The organism is Janthinobacterium sp. GW821-FHT03C10 (genome assembly GCF_059420865.1).
In genome coordinates this window covers 1,001,908-1,024,275 of the sequence record NZ_JBWKUN010000001.1, presented here as the reverse complement: position 1 = coordinate 1,024,275, position 22,368 = coordinate 1,001,908, and the positions used below count along the sequence as shown (strand labels likewise).

Below are 22,368 nucleotides of genomic sequence, written 5' to 3'. Positions count from 1 at the left end.
CGCCGGCAACTGCCGGCGTTTTGCATTGTGAATGCAAGCCGGCGCCTACGCCGCCCCCTGCAGCGCCTCGTTGTTCAGCCAGGTGCCCAGCGCGGCGGCCGTCATGGGGCGGGCGAACAGGAAACCCTGCGCCATGGGGCAGCCCAGCGCCTGCAAGATCTGTGCTTGCCGCTCGTCTTCCACGCCTTCGGCGATCACGGCCAGGCCCAGGTTGCGGCCCAGCTGGATGACCATTTCGGCGATGCTGCTGCCGCGCGCGGAACCCGTGATCTCGGTGACGAAGGCGCGGTCGATCTTCAGGCGGTCGACCTGCAGGCGCTGCAGGTAGGACAGCGAGGAAAAGCCCGTGCCGAAGTCGTCGATGGCGATGCTCACGCCCGTCTGCTTGATCTGCCACAACATCTTGATCAATAAGTCTGGCTCTTCCATGGCCATCGATTCCGTGATTTCCAGTTCGATGAACTCGGGCGGCGCCTGCGTTTCTTCCAGCGCCGCGCGCAGCATTTCCAGGAACAGCGGGTGGCGGAACTGCACTTGCGACACATTGACGGACATGACGAAGTTGCGGTGGCCCTGTTCGCGCAGCAGCACCAGTTCGCGGCACGCCGTGCGCAGCACCCATTCGCCCAGGTCGATGATGATGCCCGAGTACTCGGCGATCGGGATGAAACGGTCGGGCGAGATGAACTTGCCGTCCGGCGTCTGCCAGCGCAGCAGCGCTTCGGCGCCCACGGGGCGGCGCGTGGTCAGGTCGATCTGCGGCTGGTACACGACAAACAGCTGGTCCTGGCTGAAGGCCGTGCGCAGCGCGTGCATCATGCGGACTCTTTCCCGGATTTCGATGCCCATGCTGCGCGAGAAATAGAAGTGCCCGGCCCGCTGCTGGCTCTTGGCCCGTTTCAGGGCGATGTCGGCATCCTTCAGCGCATCGGCGCCCGTGCCCGCATGTTCGCCCAGGCGCACCAGGCCCAGGGTGGCCGACAGCTGCACGTCCTGGCCATCGATGCAGAACGGCGGCTGGAACAGGGCCAGGATCTTGCTCGGGTTGACTTGCGACGAGTCGCCCAGCACGCAAAAGATGTCGCCGCCCAGGCGCGCCACCGTCAGATGCGGTCCCAGCTGGGTTTGCAGCCGGCCCGCCACGGCGATCAGCAGGGTGTCGCCGAACTGGTGGCCCAGCGCGTCGTTGGTCTCGGCAAAGTGGTCGAGGTCGACCAGCGACAGGGTGGCGTCGTCGCGCGCGGGGCCGGCCAGCGTGGCGTCGAGGATTTCCACCAGGCGCGTGCGGTTGGGCAGCTTCGACAATTGATCGTAGAAGGCGGCGTTGTGCAGGTGCGATACCAGCTCGACGTTGTCCAGGCCCACGGCGACGTTGCTGCAGAACACTTCCAGCAAGCTTTCGTCGATGGCGGAGAGGGGGCGCGGCAGCACGAGGTAGGCGGCCGCGTCGCGGCCGGCCTTGCCCGCGAAGTACAGCGTGGCGTAATCGTGCGCGTAGACATTGCGCCGCTGCGCCAGCGTATGCTCGATGGCGGCCATCACGCGCGGGTTCTGCAGGCCGCACAGGGCGCTGTGCGGCAAGCCGGAAAAGCTGCCCGTGCAGGCCGAGACGAGCAGTTCCTTGCCGCCATTGTCCTGCAAGTCCTGCACGCACAGCACGCCGTCGGCGCGGATGCCCAGCAGGTCGGCGATCTGCGCCAGCACGCCGGCCGAGAAGTTCTGCACGCCGTGCAGCGCCATCAGCTGCGTGCTGGCGTGGACGATCTGGTCCAGGCCGCGCCGGCTGTTGCTGATCGAACGGATCTGCTCGTACGAGCGGATGGCGGCCGTCACCGTGGTAAACAGCTTGATGCGCGTCAGTTCGGACTTGGTCTTGTAGTCGTTGATGTCGAAATCGCGGATGGCGTCGATTTCCGGCGCATAACCGGGCTGGCCCGTGCGCAGGATGATGCGCACGTCCGTCATCTTGAGGGTTTCGCGGATGTAGCGCACCAGGTGCAGGCCCGCGTCGTCCTGTTCCATCACCACGTCGAGCAGGATGACGGCGATGTCGTCTTCATGCTTGAGCAGTTCGCGCGCCTGGCCGGCCGAATACGCATGCACGAATTCCAGCGGGCGGTGCTGCATTTCCAGGTTGCCCAGGGCGAAAGTGGTGGTGGAGTGGACGTCTTCATCGTCGTCGATGATCATCACCCGCCAGACGCTGCGCTGTGCGGCGGCCAGCGGCGCCGCTGGTTGCTCATCGAGGAATACCAGATCGTCGTGATCGTCCTTGTTGGCGTCAAGGGGGATGATCGGTGCGGGCATGTATAGCTTCTCCAGGATGACTCGATATTTTTTACGAGCGCGTCGCAAAAGCCCATGGCGTTGTTGCGTTGCCTCGCCGTACTTGCGTACTGTCTTCGGCAACGACGCCTAGCACTGGGCATTTGTGACGTGCTCTCGGCGCAGCCTTGAACCTGCATTGTGTGGCGCGCTTTGATTCAAGTATATAGCTATTTAATAAGCAAAATGTTTTTTTAAGTCTATTCTGTGGAGCAATATTTCCTGGATTGCATGATTGCAACTCATATTTGGTGTTTTTTATATGAAAAAATACACGGGATTTAAAAATGGCGAGACGGGTGGGGCAATATCGGGCCTCGCTGAGGCATTAGCGGCATGGCATGCCCCGCAGGCTGGTAGAATTGAGTTTTCCAGTTCTCACACTTCCTACTATGTCCGGCAATTCTTTTGGCAAGCTGTTTACTGTTACCACTTTCGGCGAATCGCACGGTCCGGCCATCGGCTGCGTGATCGATGGCTGTCCGCCGGGCCTGATCCTGTCGGAAGCCGATATCCAGCCCGAGCTGGACCGCCGCAAGCCCGGCACCTCGCGCCACGTGACGCAGCGCCAGGAATCCGATACGGTCGAGATTCTCTCCGGCGTGTACCAGGGCGTGACGACGGGCACGCCCATCGCGCTGCTGATCCGCAATGAAGACCAGCGCAGCAAGGATTACGGCAATATCGCGGAAAGCTTCCGCCCCGGCCATGCCGACTACACCTACTGGCATAAATACGGCGTGCGCGACCCGCGCGGCGGCGGGCGCTCCTCGGCGCGCCTGACGGCGCCCGTCGTGGGCGCGGCGGCGATCGCCAAGAAATGGCTGCTGCAGCAGTATGGCACCACGTTCAAGGGTTGCATGAGCCAGCTGGGCGACATTCCCGTGCCGTTCCAGTCGTGGGAACACGTGCATGCGAACCCGTTCTTTGCCGCCAGCGGCGACGCCGACCTGATCGCGCGCATGGAAGCGGCGATGGACCAGTTGCGCCGCGACGGCGATTCCATCGGCGCGCGCATCGACGTGATCGCGCAAAACGTGCCCGTCGGCCTGGGCCAGCCCATCTACGACAAGCTCGACGCCGACATCGCCTACGCCATGATGGGCATCAATGCCGTCAAGGGCGTGGAAATCGGCGCCGGCTTCGATTCGGTGGCGCAAAAGGGTTCCGAGCACGGCGACGAACTGACGCCGGAAGGTTTTGTCGGTAATAACGCCGGCGGCGTGCTTGGCGGCATTTCGACGGGGCAGGATATCAGCGTGTCGATCGCCATCAAGCCGACATCGTCGATCCGCACGCCGCGCCGCTCGATCGATAAAGAGGGCAATCCCGTGATGGTGGAAACGTTCGGCCGCCATGACCCGTGCGTGGGCATCCGCGCCACGCCGATCGCCGAAGCCATGCTGGCGCTGGTCCTGATCGACCACGCCTTGATGCACCGCGCGCAGTGCGGCGATGTGTCCGTTTCTACGCCGAAGTTGAAGTAAATTGAATGTTGTCGGATGACGGGCCTGCGGCCCTGATCCGACCTACGACCCATGCCATGTAGGTCGGATTAGCGCTTGCGCGTAATCCGACACCATTGTCGGCGCTTCCTGTCACGCCACCTTGTTCGCTACCAGCTCGAGCTGGTGGCGCATCTCCACCGACTGCACCAATAACGCCCGGATATCGTTGATCAGGTTGAATTCCGTCTGGTTCAATTGGATCGGCGGGAAGCTGTCGTCCCAGTCGCCGTACAAGAATCCCGTGGGGTGGCCGTTGGCCGACAGTGGCAGCACGACGAAGCTGCGCGCTTCCGACAGCGTCGCTTTCCACCATTGCGGCAGTTTGGCGGCGAATTTCGGGTCGCGCGCATTGTCGATGAAGATCACGCGGTCGCTGTTGAGGGCCGCGTGGAATACGTTCGGTTCATACGCGTCGCCGAACACCATCAGGTCCTGCAGGTCGGCCATGCCGTCGCCCATGCTGATGCGCGCCGAATACAAATGATCCTTGTGGTTGCGCACGAAGGCCACCGAGCGTGAGAAATCGAAGCCCTGATGCAGCGTTTCGAGCGCCATCGAGACCATCTGGCCAGGGCTGGCGCTGCCGATGGCGCCGCGCAGGTCGGCCAGGCCGCCGATCAGGACGCGGTTGCCCTCGGCGCGCATGCGCGTCGACGCCAGCTGGCGCGCGCGCCGTTCGGCCGGTTTCGACAGCGGCGCGATCGACAGGTCGGCTGCCGCCATGGCCTTGGCCTTGTCCACCGCGACCACCAGGTCCGTCGCCGCGATGCCCAGGGTGCCCGCATAGTCGTCGATCAGCGCGTGCACCTGCGCCGCGCCGGCCGCATCGTCGTGCCACAGCGAATCGGCGCAGCGCGCCGCCATGGTCGACAATCCCGCCATCCAGTCGGCGCCGCTGACGGGCGAGTCGTCCGGCGACGGGTCCATCGGACGCATGCCGTTGATCAGGTGCTGCGGCAAGCCCCAGTGGGCAGCCGTGGCAAAGCCCACTTCCGGCAGCGACAGGCCGAGGATTTCGCGCGCGGCGGCCGCCTCGTTGCCGGGACCCGCATGCGCCTGCATGCGTGCCCAGAAGTCCGTCATGTAGAACGTCACCATCATGCGGCCCAGGGTGTGCAGCATCGAGCAGACGACGGCCTGCTCCGCCTGCAGGCTGCCGGCGCTGGTGGCCACCTGCTGCGCCACCATCCCTGCCAGCACGGCCTTTTCCATTTCCACGTGGGCGCTGACGGAATCGGGCGAGGCCTGCGACAGTTCCTCGATCAGTTTCAGGCCCAGCGCCAGATGGCCGATGGCGTCGATGCCGAGCACCAGCACGGCCTTCGAGACCGTGTTGACGCGCTGGCCGAAGGCCGAGTACATGCCGCTGTTGGCCAGCCGCAGCACCTTGTGCGTGAGGACAGGGTCGGACAGCACCGTTTGCGTGATGTCGAATTCGTGGTCATCCTCGCCGCGCATGGCGCCCAGGATGGCACTGATGGCTTTCGCGAAGCCGGGCATGTCGCCCTGCTGTCGCGTGCGGGCCCACAGCAGTTCCAGAGTGTTTTTGCCGAGCTGTGTCGGCACCGTGAAATGACCTGGATTCATTGCACACCTCCGCGCAACTCATTGGCAGACGGCGTGGGCACCAGCGCCGCATAGGTTTTGTCGCTCAAGGCCGACAGCGCGGCATGGGCCGGCATCGGTTTTCCCGTCAGGTAGCCTTGCACATACTGGCAGCCGCGCGACTCCATGAAGTGCATCTGCTCCTCGGTTTCCACGCCCTCGGCCACGACGGACAGATTCAAATGCTTGGCCAGGTCGAGAATGGTGTTGCAGATGGCCGCATCCTTGCCCGATTCGGGCAAGTCCTTGATGAAGGTGCGGTCGATCTTCAGTACGGAGATGGGGAAACGCTTCAGATACGCGAGCGACGAGTAGCCGGTACCGAAATCGTCGATGGCGATGCGCGCGCGGCGCTCCGTCATCTTGACGAGGATGGTTTCCGCATGCACGGGGTCGATCATCAGCGTGCCTTCCGTAATTTCCAGCACCAGGTGTTCGCCGGAGAGTCCGGAAAAGGCGATGGCGTCATCGAGTACGTCGAGGAATTTGTCGTTGCGGAACTGGCGCGGGCTGATGTTGACGGAGATGTACAGCGGCCGCCTGGCCACTTCCTGGAACTGCTTGAGCTGCACGCAGGCCGCCTTCAGCGCCCAGGCGCCCAGCAGGTTGATCAGGCCATTCGCCTCGGCGATCGGGATGAAGCGCACGGGCGGCACCAGGCCCAGGGTTGGATGCTTCCAGCGCATCAGGGTTTCGAAACCCTGGATTTGCCGCGTGTGCGCATCGACGATGGGCTGGTAAAACAGCAGGAATTCGCCTTCGCGCACGGCGTGGAACATGGCCGCTTCCAGCGAGATATCGTGTTCCGACGGGCCGTTCAGACGGGGGCTGTAGACGAGGCAGCGGGCCTTGCCCGTTTCCTTGGCGCGCGACATGGCCGCATCGGCCAGCGCCACCAGGCGCACTTCGTCTTCCGCATGCAGCGGATAGATCGATACGCCGACGGAGGCCCCCACGTAGATCGTGTGGCCATCGACTTCGAACGGCGCCTGCAGGGTGGCCAGCAGGCGGCCCGTCACCAGCTTGATCTGGGCGTCGGTGGCGCTGCCGGGCAGCACGGCGACGAATTCGTCGCCACCCACGCGCGCCAGGGTGTCGCTGTCGCGCAGGGTCTTGCGCAGGCGCGCCGCGGCCAGGCGCAGCACGGCGTCGCCGACGGGGTGGCCCAGGCCATCGTTGACCTTTTTAAAGCCATCGAGGCCGATGGTCGCGACGGAAAAGCCCTGGCCCGAACGGGCTGCCTGGGCGATGACCATGCGGATGCGGTCCGACAGCAGCAGGCGGTTCGGCAAGCCCGTCAGCGCATCGTGCGTGGCCATATGGCGCAGGCGTTCTTCCGTATTGTGCTGTGCCGACGTGTCGCGCCCGACCACCAGCAATTCGGCCACGCCGGCCGCGTTCATATAAGAGGACAGGCGCAGCTCGAACCAGATTTCCTGGTCCGGCGTTTGCAGGCGCACTTCCAGGCGGCCCGGTTCTTCCAGGGCGTCTTCCAGCGCCGCCTGCAGCGCCGCGCGCGACGCTTCCGTGGCCAGCGGCAGCAGCAAATGGCCGGACAGGCCCGATGGCGCGCCAAACAGCGTGGCCGCGCGCTTGCTGGCGAACAGGATCAGGCCGTCCATATCGAGCCGGAACACGACGTCGCCTGCCTCTTCCATGAGGTTGTCCAACTCGTGGCGGGCCTCGCGGTGGGCGGCGGATGGGGTACTGGAAAACATCGTGCTGGCTTTTACCTTTTTGTTATCAGTGCCGGCGCTCGCTGCAGGGCGGGCGCCAACGGAAAGAGTGCGTCGTGCGTGACGCGCGCCATAGGGGCCGGAAGGGCGGCTATCGGAACGCGATCCACACGAAATGTATCATTGAAAAGCATTCGATTACATGAAATAGAGCAACATTGCTTCAGGTTTTGTAAATATTCCTGCCTTCCATGAAAAAAATCATGCTACGCGACACACACAGGTATTTTCATCCCACGTAGAAACATTTATCTGCGCTTGCTTCCACTGGCGCGCTTGCCCCGCCATGCGCTTTGCGCTAGTCTGGCTGGCAGACGGCGTTGACGGCGCGTCCGCTGCGGGCAAGGGCGCCATGATAACAAATCGCGGGAGATCCCCATGAATGCTTTTGACACGCATGAAGTTTTCAACCAGGCCACGCCGTTTGAAAACGTCAACCTGTTCGCCTGCGACCCGGCGCTGATCGAGGCGCTGTTGCGCGAGGGCGGCGGCGCGGCGCGGCAGGAACTCGACGCGCTGGGCGACAGGCTGGGCCGCGCCGAGACGTATGCGCTGGCGCGCCTGGCCAATATCCACACGCCCGAGCTGCAGCAGTTCGACCGGGCCGGGCGGCGCATCGACGAAGTACAGTTCCATCCGGCCTGGCATGAACTGATGGCCATCCTCGTGGGCGCGGGCGCGCACGCGTCGCCCTGGGCGTCGCCCGGCCCCGGCGCCCAGGTGGCGCGCGCGGCCGCCTATCTATTGGTGGGGCAGGTGGAAAACGGCACGCAGTGTCCCGTGACGATGACGTATGCCTCGGTGCCGGCCTTGCGCCAGGCCCTTGATCTGCCGCAAATCGCCGAGCGCTGGCTGCCGAAGATACTCTCGCGCGACTATGATCCCCGCTCCTTGCCCGTGGAACAGAAGCGGGGCGCCCTGGTCGGCATGGGCATGACGGAGAAGCAGGGCGGCTCCGACGTGCGCAGCAATACCACGCGCGCCACCCCCGTGCCGCAGGATGAGGCGCGGGCCATGTTCGGCGAAGAGGCCGGCGCCGCCTGGCGCATCGTCGGCCACAAATGGTTTTTTTCGGCGCCGCAGTGCGACGCCCATCTGATCCTGGCGCAGGCGGACGAAGGCGGCTTGTCGTGCTTCTTCCTGCCCCGCTACCTGCCCGACGGCAGCCGCAACGCCATCCGCGTGCAGCGCCTGAAGGATAAACTGGGCAACCGCTCGAATGCCTCGTCGGAAGTGGAATTTACCAACGCCTACGGCTGGCTCGTGGGGCAGCCGGGGCGGGGCATTCCCACCATCCTGGAAATGGCCAGCCACACGCGCCTCGATTGCGTGCTGGGCAGCGCCGGCATCATGCGCGCCGCCTTGACGCAGGCGCTGCACCATGCGCGCCAGCGGGCCGTGTTCGGCAAGCCGCTGGCCGAGCAGCCGCTGATGCAAAACGTGCTGGCCGACCTGGCGCTCGAATCCGAGGCCGCCATGGCGTTTGCGCTGCGCCTGGCCCGCTGCTTCGATGAAAAGGACGATGCGCAGCAGGCGATGCTGGCACGCGTGCTCACGCCGGCCGGCAAGTACTGGATCTGCAAGCGGGGGCCAGGCTTCGGCGCGGAAGCCATGGAAGTGCTGGGCGGCACGGGCTACGTGGAAGAGGCGCCGCTGGCGCGCCTGTACCGCGAGTTGCCCGTCAACTCGATCTGGGAAGGCTCGGGCAACGTCATGTGCCTCGACGTCTTGCGCGCCTTCGGCAAGTCGCCGGCCGCGCGCGACGCCCTGGCGGCCGAGCTGGCGCTGGCCGGCGATCACGCCGACTTTGCAGATTACCGCGCGCGCCTGCTGGCCGACCTGGACGGGCCGCAGACGGACGAATTTGGCGCGAGGCAACTCTCCGAGCGCATCGTGCTGGCCGTGCAGGCGGCCTTGCTGCTGCGCCATGCGCCGCCGTTCGTCGCGCAAGCCTTCCTGCAGTCGCGCCTGCTGCAGGCGCCGGGCGGGGCGTATGGCCGCTTGCCGGCCGGCACCGATTGCGCGGCCATCCTGGCGCGCGCGCTGCGCGAGTCTTGACGGATGCGATCCGCAATTATTTCAAAATTCCGGCCACAGGCGGGCTGTGGGCTGGGATAATGCTGCAATCCATGATTTTATCGACGCACGGCGCGCTTGCGGTGCATACCTGCCGCCGCGCCAGAGAGTAGAGAAAGAAAAACAATATGAAACAAGATCCACGCTTCCCGAATTTGTTCATTACCGATCATCCCTTGATCCAGCACAAATTGAGCCACATGCGCGAGCACGACACGTCGACGCGTACCTTCCGCGAATTGCTCAAGGAAATTACTTTGCTGATGGGCTATGAAATCACGCGCGACCTGCCGCTGACGACGCGCGAAATCAGGACCCCGCTCGTCACCATCGATGCGCCCGTCATCGCCGGCAAGAAACTGGCCATCGTGCCCATCTTGCGCGCCGGCATCGGCATGAGCGATGGCTTGCTGAACCTGGTGCCATCGGCCAGGGTCGGCCATATCGGCGTGTACCGCGATCCCGCCACCCACATGCCGGTGGAATACCTGGTGCGCCTGCCGGACTTGAACGAGCGCACCTTCATCCTGTGCGATCCGATGGTGGCGACCGGCAATTCGGCCGTGTACGCCGTCGACGTGCTGAAGAAGCGCGGCGTGACGGACGAGCAGATCATCTTCCTGGCCCTGGTGGCGGCGCCGGAAGGCGTGACCGTGTTCCAGAACGCGCACCCGAACGTCAAGATGTTCTGCGCCTCGCTTGATTCGCACCTGGATGACCACGCTTACATCGTGCCGGGCCTGGGCGACGCCGGCGACCGCATCTTCGGCACCAAGTAAGTTACGTCAGGCGAGTGCGACGATGGCAACCTTGATCGACCCGGATTTCCGCACGCGTTTGCGAGCGTTGAACGAAAAGTATGCGGCCAGCGTGCCGGCCCTGATGCAGGCGATCGCGCAGGCAAGCGGCCGCTGCGACAGCGAAGGCCCCCGCCTGGAGCCGTTGACGGAGCTGCACCGCGCGCTGCACGCGGTGGCCGGCTCGGCCGCCACCTTCGGCTTTGCCGCGCTGGGGCAGGAATGCCGGCGCATCGAACAACTGGTGCGCGCCATGCTCAATGCCCCCGCGCAAGCGGTGACGGAATGGCCCGCCGTGCGGGCGCAGGTGGTGGTGCTACTGGATTGGGCGGGACGCGATGCGGCCGCCACCCAGTTCACCGCATAAGCGACAACGCTATAGAGATGTGGTTGCAATGATTCATTTGATGCAACGCAAAGCACCCGCGTCGCAGATTAGGATATAGTGTGTCCATGCCGCTGGTACAGGGCGCCGCAAGACGGGGATTTGGCTATTAAAGTAGTGTTCGCAAGTTTATTTTGCGAAAGAATGGTTTTTCTCAGTTTTGTTGGTATAATTGGGCATCGTTGGATTCGAGGTAGTAGTGCAGTTTGTCTGTCATTTCTTTCTTGCTTCAAACGATATAACGGGCGCAAGCCCAACTTAACTGAAATAGGAAATTGTAATGGCAACTGGCATCGTAAAATGGTTCAATGATTCGAAGGGTTTCGGCTTTATTACCCCTGACGAAGGCGGCGAAGATCTGTTCGCTCACTTCTCGGCTATCCAGTCGAACGGCTTCAAGTCCCTGCAAGAGAACCAACGCGTTTCTTTTGAAGTGACCGCTGGCCCTAAAGGCAAGCAAGCTTCGAACATTCAGCCAATCTAATACGCTGGATCAAACGAAATAAAGAAATCCTCGGTCTCCGAGGATTTTTTTTCGCCTGAATTTCCGTGAGGCAGGTGTTTTGCGTGGGCTGCGTGCTCTGTTTGGCGTGCTTGCGTCGCCGTGTCGGTCGGCTTGGCGCAGCGTAAGCCGACACCAGCCCATACATTTTGCCAACACCACCAGGGTCGGCTTACGCGCAAGCGATGCTCTACGATTCCGTCCGGCAGTGATTAGATTGTTCTTTCGCGCCAGTAATCTGGTTGCGCATAGCTATGCCGTAAAAAATCCACAAACGCCCGTATGCGCAGCGGCAGATGGCGGCGCTGGGCGAACACGGCATAGATGTCATTGCCCGGCGCGGCGAACTGGTCCAGCACCGTCAACAATTGGCCCGATTCGATCTCCGCACCGACTTCCCACATCGAGCGCCACGCCAGGCCCTTGCCGGCCAGGGCCCAGTCGTGCAGCACTTCGCCATCGTTGCACACCATGTTTCCCGCCACTTTTAAAATCACGTTCTTACCGTTTTCACGGAAGGTCCAGCCCCGTTGGCTGCCCTCACTGCTGATCGCCAGGCAATTGTGCTTGGCCAGGTCGGCCGGGATGCGCGGGGTGCCCGCCCGTTTCAGGTAGGCGGGCGAGCCGACCAGCACGCGCTGGTTGTCCGCCAGCTTGGTGCTCACCAGCGAGGAATCGGACAGGCTGGCGATACGGATGGCCACGTCGATGCCTTCGCCGATCAGGTCGACCAGGCGGTCGTTCAGGTTCAGCGACACCGTCACGTCGCGGTGCTCGGCCACGAAAGAGGGGATCAAGGGCGCCACGTGCTGGCGCCCGAAGCCGGCCGGCGCGGAAATGAGCAGATGGCCGCTGGCCTTCACGCTGCGCTCGGCCACGGCCGCTTCCGCCTCTTCCAGTTCCCCCAGAATGCGCTGGCAATCCTCCAGGAAGGCGGCGCCTTCATTCGTCAAGGCCAGCTTGCGCGTCGTCCGCTGCAGCAATTTCACGCCGAGGCGCTGCTCCAGCGCATCGAGGCGCCGGCCTATCATGGCCGGGGCGATGCCTTCCGCGCGTGCGGCGGCCGACAGGCTGCCCTTGGCCACCACTTCCACGAAGGTCGATATTTGTCTGAACTGGCCCATATGCTGTGCTCGCTATCTCGTCACTTGTGATAAAAACGCATAGATGAAGTGATTTTTAATCTCGTTTCCATGCCTTATAGTGCAATACTATAGAACAAACGCGCCGCCTGGCAGAGTGTTTTTGCACCTCTGTCCAGCTTGCCCATGCAGTCCTTGCGCTTATACTTGGATCACCAGATTACTTTTGCTTATATTTATTAAAAACCGGAGAACTTCATGACGCAGAACACGATCGCACTTCCAGAAGGCATGCAAATCACGGGTGATATCCAGCCCGGCTACGAACAGATTTTGACGCCGGCAGCGCTGGCGCTGGTGGCCAAGCTGACGCGTGCATTCGAACCGCGCCGCCAGCAATTGCTGGCCGTGCGCGTGGAGCGGGCCAAGCGCCTGGACGCGGGCGAGCGTCCTGATTTCCTGCCAGACACCGCGCACATCCGCGACGGCGACTGGAAGATCGCGCCGATCCCGAAGGCGCTGGAATGCCGCCGCGTGGAAATCACCGGTCCCGTCGAGCGCAAGATGGTCATCAACGCCTTCAATTCCGGCGCGGACAGCTACATGACGGACTTCGAGGATTCGAACACGCCGAACTGGGATAACCAGATCACGGGCCAGATCAATATGTTCGACGCCGTGCGCAAGACAATTTCGCTCGAGCAAAATGGCAAGTCGTACAAGCTGAACGACAAGATCGCCACCCTGGTCGTGCGTCCGCGCGGCTGGCACCTCGATGAAAAGCACGTGCTGGTCGACGGCAAGCGCATTTCCGGCGGCATTTTCGATTTCGCCCTGTTCATGTTTCATAACGCCAAGGAACAGCTGGCGCGCGGCGCCGGCCCGTATTTCTACCTGCCGAAGATGGAATCGCACCTGGAAGCGCGCCTGTGGAACGACATCTTCGTCATGACGCAAAACGAACTGGGCTTACCGCAAGGCACGATCAAGGCGACCGTGCTGATCGAAACCATCCTCGCCGCCTTCGAGATGGATGAAATCCTGTACGAACTGAAGGAACACAGCTCGGGCCTGAACGCGGGCCGCTGGGATTACATCTTTTCGTGCATCAAGAAATTCAAGCTGGACAAGGATTTCTGCCTGGCCGATCGCGCCAAGGTTACGATGACGGCGCCATTCATGCGCGCCTACGCCTTGCTGTTGCTGAAAACCTGCCACAAACGCGGTGCGCCAGCGATCGGCGGCATGGCAGCTTTGATCCCGATCAAGAACGATCCGGAAAAGAATGACATCGCCATGGGCGGCGTGCGCAACGACAAGGCGCGCGACGCCACCGACGGCTACGACGGCGGCTGGGTCGCCCACCCGGGCCTGGTCGAACTGGCCATGGGCGAGTTCACCAAAGTGTTGGGCGACAAGCCGAACCAGATCGACAAGCAGCGTCCCGACATCGATGTGAAGGCGTCGGATCTGCTGAACTTCCAGCCGGAAGCGCCGATCACGGAAGCGGGCTTGCGTTACAACATCAACGTGGGCATCCACTACCTGGGCAGCTGGCTGGCCGGCAATGGTTGCGTGCCCATCCACAACCTGATGGAAGACGCGGCCACGGCCGAGATCAGCCGCTCGCAAGTGTGGCAGTGGATCCGTTCCAGCAAGGGCGTGCTGGAAGATGGCCGCAAGGTGACGGCAGACATGGTGCGCGCCATGATTCCGGAAGAGCTGGCCAAGGTGCAGCGCGATGCGCCAGGCGGCAACGGCCCGACCTATGTGCGCGCCGGCCAAATCTTCGAGGAAATGTCGACGTCGGAATCGTTCGCCGAATTCCTGACCTTGCCGCTGTACGAAGAAATCTGATCCTGATCAAATAACCGCATAAAAAAATCCCGGCGATGCCATCAGCATCTGCCGGGATTTTTATTGCGGAAGGATAAGCTTAAAAATTATTCTTCCACATCCGCAAGGCCGCAAATGCTTCCACGGGCGAAGCGTCGCTGGCCAGCTTGCCTTCCACCTTCAGGCTGGTCAAGATCGCCGGTTCGCGGTAGCGCAGGAAGGGGTTCGTCGCTTTTTCAAGAGCAATGGTCGACGGTACGGTCGATAGACCTTGCTGGCGCTTTTCCGTGTCGATGGCGATGCGTTCCTGCAAGGCCACGTTGCCCGGCTCGACGGCGTTGGCGAAGCGCAGATTGGACAAGGTGTACTCATGCGCGCAAAATACCTCGGTATCGTCGGGCAGGGCGGCCAGCTTGCCCAGCGAATCGGCCATCTGGCCCGGCGTGCCTTCGAACAGGCGGCCGCAGCCGCCGGCAAACAGGGTGTCGCCGGAAAACAGCCACGGCGCGCCGCTGCGCTCGTCGCGCTGGCGCACATAGGCGATATGCCCCTTGGTATGGCCGGGCACGTCGATGACCGTCAGCTGCAAGCCCAGCTCGGCCACGTAGGCGACATCGCCTTCGCCAAGCGGTTCCGTGATGGCTGTGATAGCCTCATTGCGCGGGCCGAAGACGGGCACGGCGAAATGCTGCAACAATTCAGGTACGCCACCCGTGTGGTCGGCGTGGTGATGCGTGAGTAAAATGGCGGACAAGGTCAACTGATGGGCTTGCAGCGCATCGAGGATGGCCATCGCATCGCCGGGGTCGACCACGGCGGCGTGGCGGCCGTCATGGATCAGCCACAGGTAATTGTCGGCAAAGGCGGGCACGGCAAGTACCGATAAAGCGTGTTCAGGGGAGTGTGTCATGAGCAAAAGAGAAAACTGAATGGACAGTGCGGCATCCGAAAAATCCATTATAGCGCTTGACGGCTGGTTGCAGACGCCGGCCGGTCTCTACGTGCGCGCCTGGGAACAGCAATGCCTCGACAGCCTGACCGTGGATATCTTCGGCTTTAACGCCGTGCAGATCGGCTTGCCGCAGCTCGATGCGCTGGCCGCCAACCGCATGCCGAACAAATGGCTGCTCGATGCGCGCCTGCCGTCGCAATCGCCGCAGGGCAGCCGACTGACCCTCGTGTCGGCCTTCGACGAGCTGCCGTTCGACTCGCAAAGCCTGGACCTGGTGATCTTGCCGCACGTGCTCGAATTTGCTGCCGAGCCGCACCAGGTCTTGCGCGAAGTCGAACGCGTGCTGATCCCGGAAGGGCGCGTGATCGTCTGCGGCTTCAATCCGGCCAGCCTGTGGGGCGTGCGCCAGGGGCTGGGGCGCATCACGGGACGCCGCTATCTGCCGCAGGCGGGCGAGCTGATCTCTATGCCGCGCATGAAAGACTGGTTAAAATTGCTGAACATGGGTGTCAGCCAAAGCCACTTCGGCTGCTACGCACCTGCCTGCCGGACAGAAAAATGGCTGCGCCGCAACGCCTTCATGGACAAGGCGGGCGCGCGCTGGTGGCCATATCTGGGCGCAGTGTATATAGTGCAGGCGATCAAGCGCGTCAAAGGGATGCGTTTGATCGGTCCGGCGTGGACCAAGAAACCGGCGACGGCGCCCGCAGGCGCACCGGTCACGAATAAAAGGCGGGAACAGCAAGATGGATAAGGTAGAAACGAAGGTTGAGATTTACGCCGATGGCGCATGCAAGGGCAATCCCGGCACAGGCGGCTGGGGCGCGCTGATGGTGGCCGATGGCGCCAAGAAAGAAATTTACGGCGGGGAACTGAATACGACGAATAACCGCATGGAATTGAAGGCCGTGATCGAAGCCTTGACGGCGCTCAAACGTCCCTGCCAGGTGGTGCTGTATACCGATAGCCAGTACGTCCAGAAGGGCATCAGCGAATGGATCCACGGCTGGAAGGCGCGCGGCTGGAAAACGGCGGCCAAGGCGCCCGTGAAAAACGTCGACCTGTGGCAGGCGCTCGACGCTGCCCAGGCCGTGCACGAAGTGGAGTGGCGCTGGGTGCGCGGCCACAACGGCCATCCGGGCAATGAGCGGGCCGATCAGCTGGCCAACCTGGGCGTGGAAACCGTGCGCGCCTAAGAACGCCCAACCAAACCTACTGCGCGTCGCGCTTTGCGGCCTGTGATGCTCACCGTACTAGAGTACGGTTGCGCTTCTCGGCCACAAATCACTGCCGCTCGCTACGGTTTTGTTGGGCGTTCGAACATGTCTGGGTGCGATTGCAGCACACAGGTTTGCTATACTGTGCCCTTCGCTTTTTGCTTTTACGAATGAATCCGCCATGCGTCAAATTGTTCTCGATACTGAAACCACCGGCCTGAATCCGCGCACGGGCGACCGCATCCTGGAGATCGGGGCGGTCGAGCTGAACAACCGCATGTTGACGGGGAATAATTTCCACCATTACATCAATCCCGAACGCGACTCGGAAGAGGGCGCGCTGGCCGTCCACGGATTGACGACGGAATTCCTCAGCGACAAGCCGAAATTCGCGGAAATCGCCGACGAATTCCGCGCCTACATCGCCGGCGCCGAACTGATCATCCACAATGCCCCCTTCGATATCGGCTTCCTCAACGCGGAATTCAAGCGCCTGAACCTGCCGCCCGTGCACGAACAAGTGGTTGGCGTGATCGACACCCTGGTGCAGGCGAAGGAGATGCATCCCGGCAAGCGCAACTCGCTCGACGCCCTGTGCGACCGCTACGGCGTCTCGAACGCCCACCGCAAGCTGCACGGCGCATTGCTTGACTCCGAATTGCTGGCCGACGTCTATCTGGCCATGACGCGCGGGCAAAACAGCCTGAGCATGGAAGAGGAAGTGGAAGTGGCCGCCGACGGCGCCGTGCTGGAAATCGTGCCCCTGGCTGAAGTCATCCTCCAGAGCGCCACAGCCGACGAGCTCGCCGCCCACGCCGCCACCATCGCCGGCCTCGACAAGGCCGCCAAGGGCCAGTGCATCTGGACCGCCGTCACGGCCCCACCAGCGGCCGCCTGAGAAAAAAGTGGGCCATGACAAATTTCCTCTTGCCAGCCCTTGCAGATGCCGCAACACCTATGCGATAATTCGCCTCGCTTCGGGAGGTTAGCTCAGGGGTAGAGCACTGCATTCACACTGCAGGGGTCGCAAGTTCGAAACTTGCACTTCCCACCAAATTTTTCGTTTGTATTCAATGACTTAGGATTTCATATCTTGTCTGAATAGGAACTTGGGGCAAACCTGGGGCAATGGGATTTTCGTCCATTGTCCAGCCCAAAATGATACGGCCGCTTCCTGCGGCCGTTTTCGCATCTAGCTGGTTTCAAGCGCCTATCCAACCTCCCCCAACAAGTTCGTACACTAAGCCATGCAGGTCGTCCGCTATCGGTCACAAGCGGACGTAGTGAGAATGAGGACAGATGGTTATGCTTCCAGCTATACAGATCTTAACAGCCATCATCAGTGCAGCGTGCGCCGTTATGATCGCCTTGTATGCAACGTCGTTGTTGATGCATCGGCTGAGGCAACGAGAGTCCAAACGCCTCGCGTTTAGAAATTGGGTTCGTCATCTCTTCGAGGCTGTTATGGGCCTCTAAGATTTATAGTGCTTGCAGCGGGGTGAATTTCCTCAAGCGGAACCTGGCAACGGCGGCAACCGGCCAGAAGCAGACGGACTACTGGACGTCAATATCATCTCAACTTTAGTGGAGGCGAGAATTCAAAGCTATCTATTCGCATCGTCAAACGAACCAAGTGCCATAGCGTCTTTGTCGATTGAAGCCTTAATGGCGGCGGCCTGTGCCGAGCTTTTCTCGGTTACGCTCGCCGGTGACGAAGAATTGGAGTTGCTGATGGGTTTGCTCGGCATTGAACCATTGCGCTCAATATCGTTGCGGCCTAACACTGAGTTCCTTGCCCTCTTTGATTATTCCGATAAGTTTTTACCTCAAATGACTCAGGAAGACTTTGACGTATTTTATGAGAAATGGCTACGCTTAACTCACCGAGATTCAAATATGGATGAGTATGGACAGCTGTTATTTCTTCAAGGGCGGGCTGCTAGCTGGAACCAGATGGCGAGCAGGTTCATACTCCGCGAAGCCCCAATGACATCAGCTGAGTGACTCCAGCCGGCCAGAAGCAGACATTACGACTTTGAACGCAATAGCACCTTCTTCTCACAAAAAGATGCAGTCATTTACCTATAGAGTTGAACTGACCGTTGATAGCGGCGCCTCAGGTCAGACTGAAATCGTAGTGCCATCAGTTGCGGAGGTTCGGACCTTCGTTGCGAAGTCGCTTGTGCCCAATTCCGTACTCATCGTGAGCCATCTAAAGCATAACGCGGACTACGGAAATTTCATCATTTTCCTGAATGCGATTGGGCTGGCATACGTACGTATACGTGAGCATCGAGGATTCCACGCGGCTAGGCTACAAGCGACAGTATCCGGTACAACAGTTCAGTTTATTGAAGACGGCGATACGTTCGACGTGGACGAAAACTCTACGATTCCGCGCGCTTCGGCTATCGAAGCGTTGAATCATTGGCTTGCGACTGGCGAACGATTTCCGGGTGTTTGCTGGGTCGATGAATAATTTATCGGGGAAGGGCTGCTTCGGGGCCTAACCTGCCAACGACAGCAACCGGCCAGAAGCGGACGGTCAAACGTAATTTACGCCAGCAGGCGATTGAAGGACATTTCGTGTCGAATCTTTCGATTCTTGAGCGGCTGGAGAACTCGCTAGAGGCTTACGCCGCAGGTAGTTTGACTCGTGCTGTGTTCGTAGATTTCCTCAGAAATAGAATTCATGCGCTTGAAGGCGTACCACTCACTGATAGCTTTCGGCGTGCCATCCTGCCCTCCGGCCGGGCCGGAGAGCGTACATGCCCTTGAACCGGCCCTACGATCAGATTGAGCTCTGCCGTGCCAGCCAATTCAATATCGCCTGGTTGGTTTCTTCCGGCTTTTCCTGCTGGATCCAGTGACCGCAATCCAAACTGATCACGTCCACATTGGGCACGAACTTTGCCAGTCTTTCTGATTTGAGAACCACATCACGGTCCCCATAAATCATGAGCGTAGGTTGATGGATGACAGGGTCCACATCCGCCAATAGGTGCCAGTTGCGGTCGAGATTCCTGTACCAGTTAATACTGCCCGTGAACCCAGTTTTTTCGAAGGCCGAGACGAAAACGGCTAATTCGCTGTCGCTCATCAAAGGCTCGCCGAGTGGAGTTTCTGCTCTGGCCAGATTGATCATTGCCATGCCCGGCTCGGGTTCCTTGAGTGGCACGTTTTTCCGGTACAGGTTGCGCAGGAACCGGAAGGTATTGTCGTCCAATATGGCGTCCGCGACACCCGGCTTTCGATTGAAATGGACAAAGTAATAGTCGCTGCCCAAGATTTGCTCAAGGACTTCGATCCAGGGGCTTGCGCCACGCTCCTGGTAAGGCAGGCTTAGATTTATCACTTTGTTTACGCGGTCCGGATAGAGCAGGGTCAGCCCCCAAACGACCATTGCACCCCAGTCATGACCGACGAAGGTCGCATCCTGGTATCCGTAGTGATCGAGAAGAGCGACAAGATCGCCCGACAGATTTCGAATGTCATAGTCCGTCACTTCGGCCGGATGGGACGAATTGCCGTAGCCCCGCTGGTTGGGGATGATGACATGGTAGCCCGCCGCGACAAGGGCGGGAATCTGATTGCGCCAGGTAAAGGCGTGCTCAGGCCAGCCGTGACAGAGTACGATTGGATTTCCGCCATTTTGTCGGCCTGCTTCAAAGACTTCCAGTACCACGCCGTTGATTGGAACAAACGTAGGCTTGGGAAAATGGGTTGTGGTTGACATTAGTATTTCCTTTATTTGGTCGTCCCGGGTGATCAAGCGACTCATTCCGTTGTGGAGTGCCCGCTCTTTCCTGTCCTCGGGTTTAATGGGTGTGCACGGCAGTTTCGACGGCAACACTGATATATTAAAATCCAATGGTGCCAAATACTGGCACCATTTAAGGGTAGGATGAGACATGAATCTTCGCCTTCGACATGACGCCATCGTACGCAGCCTTCGCCGCAACAGCACTTCGACAGTCGGAGCACTGGCGGAGGAGATTGGCGTATCCAGGCGGACGGTGTTGCGTGACATCAGCGCGCTGCGCGATGAGGGCTTTGTCATTTATTCCGAACCGGGTCGCGGCGGTGGCCTGCAACTTAATTTGCAATCGGTTCAGACCACGCCGCGTCTCTCGGTCGCCGAGGTCTTTGCGCTGCTTGTCAGCGTTGCATCAATGCGGGCAGCCATGAATATACCGTTTTCAGGTCTTGCAGATGCCGGGCTGGCCAAGATTGAGCAGGCCCTGCCGCCCGACAAGGTGCACGACCTGCGCCGGTTTCTGGACTGCCTGTATGTCGGGCAGCTTTCACCACTGGTGGATATATCAGATATGAAAGCGATGGAGCCGACCTTGCTGCCCGCATTCGAGCAAGCTTTTCTCCAGCGGCTGCACCTGGGTTTCCAATATAGTGACGCAAAAGGGGGCGTAACCAATCGAGTTGTTGAACCGCAAGCCATGCTCATCTTGCCACCGCTCTGGTATTTAGTGGCCTGGGATCCTGCGCGCGAGGACTTCCGTCATTTTCGAATGGACCGGATCAGCAGACCGGAATGCATCCAGGGCGCACCGTTTCGCCGGCGGCGTGTGCTATTCGGGGATAGCGTCTCCCCGATCCGTGATTTACCTCGTTGACGTAGTTCTGACAGCCGCTAGAGCCACGGTAGCCGCTCGACCATCGTCACCTGCCAGCTTCCGATTGACCATTTGCACGCTGCCATTGGCCACGCAGACAAGCGGCTTTCGGCGGCGAATCCATCCTGTCTTGAGGGGGCGCTATATTTTCCATCTGACAACCTGCTATGCTGGACAGAACGGCCGGGTTCGGCCAAAAGCAGACGTATCAATGTCAACAATCTAAAACCTAATCGCCACACGTATGAGTTATTCGATTCAAGCCATCCTTGCTGCACAAGGGACTTTTGCCGCGGAGCTGGCCAATGGAATGGAAGTGCTCCAGCTCGATGGGGGCATAGAAATGATTGCCCTTGGGAGTACGGCAAGAAAGCTCCTGGGTCTCCCTTTTTTACCGCTGACAGATGAAGGCATCGAGGAGCTACCGCCAGCCCTACGTGGCCTATGTTCAGCGCTTAGTGTTCACGGACCAGTTGCTTATGTGGAGGCAGAGATTTTCGGCGGGAGTGGCACGCAAGCACACACATTGATTCCAGCAGGGGGGACAGATGCGCTCGTATCTGTTTCTAACGACGCCATCAATTCGGCACTTGAATGGCTTGGTGTTTGGCCTCTCGATGGCAAAGACCGGTTTGATACAGTTGGGCTTGGCAAGCATCGAGAAACCGATTCATGGGTGGTCGGCACCACCCCCTAACGTCCGCTTCGGGGCGATAGCGGCCATACGGAGGGAGGGGCTGTTGGGTATTTTTAATTGTATTTCGGGAATTCATCTGCCCGCAGCGGATTCGTCTGTGCATACAGGCTCAGCAGCCGTTCCCTGCGTCCATGGTCTAGCCCCGCGGCTATCCATTTGCCATAGGTACGCACGATCATGGTCGTGTCTGCATGGCCCATTTGCGTAGCGACGTACAGCGGCAGCGCGCCGAGCATGAGCAGGTTGGAGGCGAAAGTGTGGCGCGTCTGGTAGGGATTGCGGAAGCGTACACCGCTGGCCTTTATGATGCGTTTCCAGCAATTGTAGATGGGCTTGTCTCCCTGCCACGGCTTTCTGCTGCGCGGGTGCAGGAATACCGTCCCGGCGCCAGCGCCCGTTAGGGCACGCTGTGCCTGCAGCGCGTCAAGTGCGCCGCAGCGCATGTCGATCGTGCGCAAGCCGCTTAGCGTCTTGGCACGATCCTTCATTTCTCCGTCGACGAATGCGCCGGCCACGCTGACCTGGTGGTGCGGCTCGTCCACGGCCGCCCATTGCAGCGCGATGTATTCGGATGGGCGCATGCCGGTGCAGAAGGCAATGCCATGTTGATGGCACAGTTTCTCGAAGGCGACGATCCGCTGGTTGGCAAGGACAATGCGCGCGTCAAGCATGGTGCGCAATTCCTGCTCCACTTGATCGACATCCTCGGCTGGTAATTTCATCCTGGCAAAGACGGAAATAAAATGGAAATTCGCTTGGGATACGTAGAAGCAGCGCAAGTACAAACGCTTGCCTTCTGGACTTGCGAGCGTGATATTGACCTTGCGGCTCGCTGATTCGACGCGTGTCAGATCGGCGGCGGCCTCCTTGGCCAGCAACTTCCTGTTGGTTTCGCCGTAATCACGCGTGACGATCAAATGGGTGGGAGCTGGGTAGTTCATGGTGATGTCCTCGAAAATGCCCACTGGGCTACATAACATGGTGTACTCACCATTCTGTTGATTCAAGAGGAATGCGCG

General features: G+C 60.6%; 20 protein-coding genes and 1 tRNA gene. 14 read left to right on the top strand and 7 right to left on the bottom strand.

The genetic code is table 11. From position 1 onward, the window contains the following. Positions 1 to 45 precede the first annotated feature (45 nt). On the bottom strand, positions 46 to 2,307 hold the full coding sequence (locus AC07VH_RS04395) for a putative bifunctional diguanylate cyclase/phosphodiesterase (RefSeq protein WP_494786917.1): 2,262 nt from the start codon (positions 2,305 to 2,307) through the stop codon (positions 46 to 48). A gap of 410 nt (positions 2,308 to 2,717) precedes the next feature. Here AC07VH_RS04395 and aroC point away from each other — a divergent pair, with 410 nt between their 5' ends. Then, a complete protein-coding gene (aroC, locus tag AC07VH_RS04390; RefSeq protein ID WP_494786916.1) occupies positions 2,718 to 3,812 on the top strand; it encodes a chorismate synthase in 1,095 nt (364 codons plus the stop codon). Between the two features lie 111 nt (positions 3,813 to 3,923). Here aroC and AC07VH_RS04385 read toward each other — a convergent pair whose 3' ends face one another. Then, positions 3,924 to 5,420 (bottom strand): HDOD domain-containing protein, encoded by a 1,497-nt coding sequence (locus AC07VH_RS04385; protein WP_494786915.1) that lies wholly within the window; start codon positions 5,418 to 5,420, stop codon positions 3,924 to 3,926. Next, a complete protein-coding gene (locus tag AC07VH_RS04380; RefSeq protein ID WP_475416469.1) occupies positions 5,417 to 7,156 on the bottom strand; it encodes a putative bifunctional diguanylate cyclase/phosphodiesterase in 1,740 nt (579 codons plus the stop codon). Before AC07VH_RS04380 ends, AC07VH_RS04385 begins: the two co-directional genes overlap by 4 nt. Positions 7,157 to 7,552: 396 nt before the next feature. Here AC07VH_RS04380 and AC07VH_RS04375 point away from each other — a divergent pair, with 396 nt between their 5' ends. The 4 genes from AC07VH_RS04375 to AC07VH_RS04360 all read left to right on the top strand — a co-directional run bounded on the left by AC07VH_RS04375 (position 7,553) and on the right by AC07VH_RS04360 (position 10,916). Next, entirely contained in the window at positions 7,553 to 9,232 is a 1,680-nt protein-coding gene (locus AC07VH_RS04375; protein ID WP_494786914.1) for an isovaleryl-CoA dehydrogenase, read from the top strand. A gap of 146 nt (positions 9,233 to 9,378) precedes the next feature. Beyond that, on the top strand, positions 9,379 to 10,029 hold the full coding sequence (gene upp / locus AC07VH_RS04370) for a uracil phosphoribosyltransferase (protein ID WP_326458529.1): 651 nt from the start codon (positions 9,379 to 9,381) through the stop codon (positions 10,027 to 10,029). Positions 10,030 to 10,051: 22 nt separating this feature from the next. After that, positions 10,052 to 10,414 carry an Hpt domain-containing protein gene (locus tag AC07VH_RS04365; RefSeq protein WP_494786913.1) on the top strand — a complete coding sequence of 121 codons (363 nt, stop codon included), beginning with the start codon at positions 10,052 to 10,054 and terminating at the stop codon, positions 10,412 to 10,414. A 298-nt stretch (positions 10,415 to 10,712) separates the two neighbouring features. After that, complete coding sequence (locus AC07VH_RS04360) at positions 10,713 to 10,916, top strand: cold-shock protein (RefSeq protein ID WP_010398811.1); 204 nt, start codon at positions 10,713 to 10,715, stop codon at positions 10,914 to 10,916. A 230-nt stretch (positions 10,917 to 11,146) separates the two neighbouring features. Here the strand turns inward: AC07VH_RS04360 and AC07VH_RS04355 are convergent, their stop codons facing one another. Further along, positions 11,147 to 12,058, bottom strand: a complete 912-nt coding sequence (locus AC07VH_RS04355; RefSeq protein ID WP_475416472.1) for a LysR family transcriptional regulator — start codon at positions 12,056 to 12,058, stop codon at positions 11,147 to 11,149. A 216-nt stretch (positions 12,059 to 12,274) separates the two neighbouring features. On the opposite strand from AC07VH_RS04355, the gene aceB reads away from it, so the two are divergent. Then, the gene (gene aceB / locus AC07VH_RS04350) at positions 12,275 to 13,873 is read left to right on the top strand and encodes a malate synthase A (RefSeq protein WP_494786912.1); all 1,599 of its coding nucleotides are present in this window, start codon (positions 12,275 to 12,277) and stop codon (positions 13,871 to 13,873) included. A 79-nt stretch (positions 13,874 to 13,952) separates the two neighbouring features. Here aceB and gloB read toward each other — a convergent pair whose 3' ends face one another. After that, positions 13,953 to 14,762 (bottom strand): hydroxyacylglutathione hydrolase, encoded by an 810-nt coding sequence (gene gloB, locus AC07VH_RS04345; RefSeq protein WP_475416474.1) that lies wholly within the window; start codon positions 14,760 to 14,762, stop codon positions 13,953 to 13,955. Positions 14,763 to 14,781: 19 nt separating this feature from the next. Here gloB and AC07VH_RS04340 point away from each other — a divergent pair, with 19 nt between their 5' ends. The 6 genes from AC07VH_RS04340 to AC07VH_RS04315 all read left to right on the top strand — a co-directional run bounded on the left by AC07VH_RS04340 (position 14,782) and on the right by AC07VH_RS04315 (position 18,500). Next, positions 14,782 to 15,558: a class I SAM-dependent methyltransferase gene (locus AC07VH_RS04340; RefSeq protein WP_494786911.1), complete on the top strand. Its 777-nt coding sequence runs from the start codon at positions 14,782 to 14,784 to the stop codon at positions 15,556 to 15,558. Further along, positions 15,551 to 16,000 carry a ribonuclease HI gene (rnhA, locus tag AC07VH_RS04335; protein WP_494786910.1) on the top strand — a complete coding sequence of 150 codons (450 nt, stop codon included), beginning with the start codon at positions 15,551 to 15,553 and terminating at the stop codon, positions 15,998 to 16,000. Before AC07VH_RS04340 ends, rnhA begins: the two co-directional genes overlap by 8 nt. Positions 16,001 to 16,202: 202 nt before the next feature. Further along, complete coding sequence (gene dnaQ, locus AC07VH_RS04330; RefSeq protein ID WP_494786909.1) at positions 16,203 to 16,919, top strand: DNA polymerase III subunit epsilon; 717 nt, start codon at positions 16,203 to 16,205, stop codon at positions 16,917 to 16,919. 81 nt (positions 16,920 to 17,000) lie between these two features. Then, a tRNA-Val gene (locus AC07VH_RS04325) sits at positions 17,001 to 17,075 on the top strand. Between the two features lie 434 nt (positions 17,076 to 17,509). Beyond that, positions 17,510 to 18,025, top strand: a complete 516-nt coding sequence (locus tag AC07VH_RS04320; RefSeq protein WP_494786908.1) for a hypothetical protein — start codon at positions 17,510 to 17,512, stop codon at positions 18,023 to 18,025. Positions 18,026 to 18,089: 64 nt separating this feature from the next. Continuing rightward, positions 18,090 to 18,500: a hypothetical protein gene (locus tag AC07VH_RS04315; protein WP_494786907.1), complete on the top strand. Its 411-nt coding sequence runs from the start codon at positions 18,090 to 18,092 to the stop codon at positions 18,498 to 18,500. Between the two features lie 312 nt (positions 18,501 to 18,812). Here AC07VH_RS04315 and AC07VH_RS04310 read toward each other — a convergent pair whose 3' ends face one another. Then, the gene (locus AC07VH_RS04310; RefSeq protein ID WP_494786906.1) at positions 18,813 to 19,757 is read right to left on the bottom strand and encodes an alpha/beta fold hydrolase; all 945 of its coding nucleotides are present in this window, start codon (positions 19,755 to 19,757) and stop codon (positions 18,813 to 18,815) included. A 175-nt stretch (positions 19,758 to 19,932) separates the two neighbouring features. On the opposite strand from AC07VH_RS04310, the gene AC07VH_RS04305 reads away from it, so the two are divergent. Together AC07VH_RS04305 and AC07VH_RS04300 are read left to right on the top strand one after the other, a co-directional pair. Beyond that, the gene (locus tag AC07VH_RS04305) at positions 19,933 to 20,652 is read left to right on the top strand and encodes a helix-turn-helix transcriptional regulator (RefSeq protein WP_475417938.1); all 720 of its coding nucleotides are present in this window, start codon (positions 19,933 to 19,935) and stop codon (positions 20,650 to 20,652) included. Positions 20,653 to 20,896: 244 nt separating this feature from the next. Further along, the gene (locus AC07VH_RS04300; protein WP_494786905.1) at positions 20,897 to 21,349 is read left to right on the top strand and encodes a hypothetical protein; all 453 of its coding nucleotides are present in this window, start codon (positions 20,897 to 20,899) and stop codon (positions 21,347 to 21,349) included. 53 nt (positions 21,350 to 21,402) lie between these two features. Here AC07VH_RS04300 and AC07VH_RS04295 read toward each other — a convergent pair whose 3' ends face one another. Next, positions 21,403 to 22,290 carry a site-specific integrase gene (locus AC07VH_RS04295; protein ID WP_494786904.1) on the bottom strand — a complete coding sequence of 296 codons (888 nt, stop codon included), beginning with the start codon at positions 22,288 to 22,290 and terminating at the stop codon, positions 21,403 to 21,405. Positions 22,291 to 22,368: the final 78 nt, after the last annotated feature.

What these genes read in the sequence shown, in the direction of transcription:
- AC07VH_RS04295 (WP_494786904.1), bottom strand. Translation starts at nt 22,290, where the DNA reads ATGAACTACCCAGCTCCCACCCATTTGATCGTCACGCGTGATTACGGC.
- upp (WP_326458529.1), top strand. Translation starts at nt 9,379, where the DNA reads ATGAAACAAGATCCACGCTTCCCGAATTTGTTCATTACCGATCATCCC.
- AC07VH_RS04340 (WP_494786911.1), top strand. Translation starts at nt 14,782, where the DNA reads ATGGACAGTGCGGCATCCGAAAAATCCATTATAGCGCTTGACGGCTGG.
- AC07VH_RS04315 (WP_494786907.1), top strand. Translation starts at nt 18,090, where the DNA reads ATGCAGTCATTTACCTATAGAGTTGAACTGACCGTTGATAGCGGCGCC.
- aceB (WP_494786912.1), top strand. Translation starts at nt 12,275, where the DNA reads ATGACGCAGAACACGATCGCACTTCCAGAAGGCATGCAAATCACGGGT.
- AC07VH_RS04380 (WP_475416469.1), bottom strand. Translation starts at nt 7,156, where the DNA reads ATGTTTTCCAGTACCCCATCCGCCGCCCACCGCGAGGCCCGCCACGAG.
- AC07VH_RS04385 (WP_494786915.1), bottom strand. Translation starts at nt 5,420, where the DNA reads ATGAATCCAGGTCATTTCACGGTGCCGACACAGCTCGGCAAAAACACT.
- aroC (WP_494786916.1), top strand. Translation starts at nt 2,718, where the DNA reads ATGTCCGGCAATTCTTTTGGCAAGCTGTTTACTGTTACCACTTTCGGC.
- AC07VH_RS04375 (WP_494786914.1), top strand. Translation starts at nt 7,553, where the DNA reads ATGAATGCTTTTGACACGCATGAAGTTTTCAACCAGGCCACGCCGTTT.
- AC07VH_RS04395 (WP_494786917.1), bottom strand. Translation starts at nt 2,307, where the DNA reads ATGCCCGCACCGATCATCCCCCTTGACGCCAACAAGGACGATCACGAC.
- AC07VH_RS04355 (WP_475416472.1), bottom strand. Translation starts at nt 12,058, where the DNA reads ATGGGCCAGTTCAGACAAATATCGACCTTCGTGGAAGTGGTGGCCAAG.
- AC07VH_RS04300 (WP_494786905.1), top strand. Translation starts at nt 20,897, where the DNA reads ATGAGTTATTCGATTCAAGCCATCCTTGCTGCACAAGGGACTTTTGCC.
- AC07VH_RS04305 (WP_475417938.1), top strand. Translation starts at nt 19,933, where the DNA reads ATGAATCTTCGCCTTCGACATGACGCCATCGTACGCAGCCTTCGCCGC.
- rnhA (WP_494786910.1), top strand. Translation starts at nt 15,551, where the DNA reads ATGGATAAGGTAGAAACGAAGGTTGAGATTTACGCCGATGGCGCATGC.
- gloB (WP_475416474.1), bottom strand. Translation starts at nt 14,762, where the DNA reads ATGACACACTCCCCTGAACACGCTTTATCGGTACTTGCCGTGCCCGCC.
- AC07VH_RS04365 (WP_494786913.1), top strand. Translation starts at nt 10,052, where the DNA reads ATGGCAACCTTGATCGACCCGGATTTCCGCACGCGTTTGCGAGCGTTG.
- dnaQ (WP_494786909.1), top strand. Translation starts at nt 16,203, where the DNA reads ATGCGTCAAATTGTTCTCGATACTGAAACCACCGGCCTGAATCCGCGC.
- AC07VH_RS04360 (WP_010398811.1), top strand. Translation starts at nt 10,713, where the DNA reads ATGGCAACTGGCATCGTAAAATGGTTCAATGATTCGAAGGGTTTCGGC.
- AC07VH_RS04310 (WP_494786906.1), bottom strand. Translation starts at nt 19,757, where the DNA reads ATGTCAACCACAACCCATTTTCCCAAGCCTACGTTTGTTCCAATCAAC.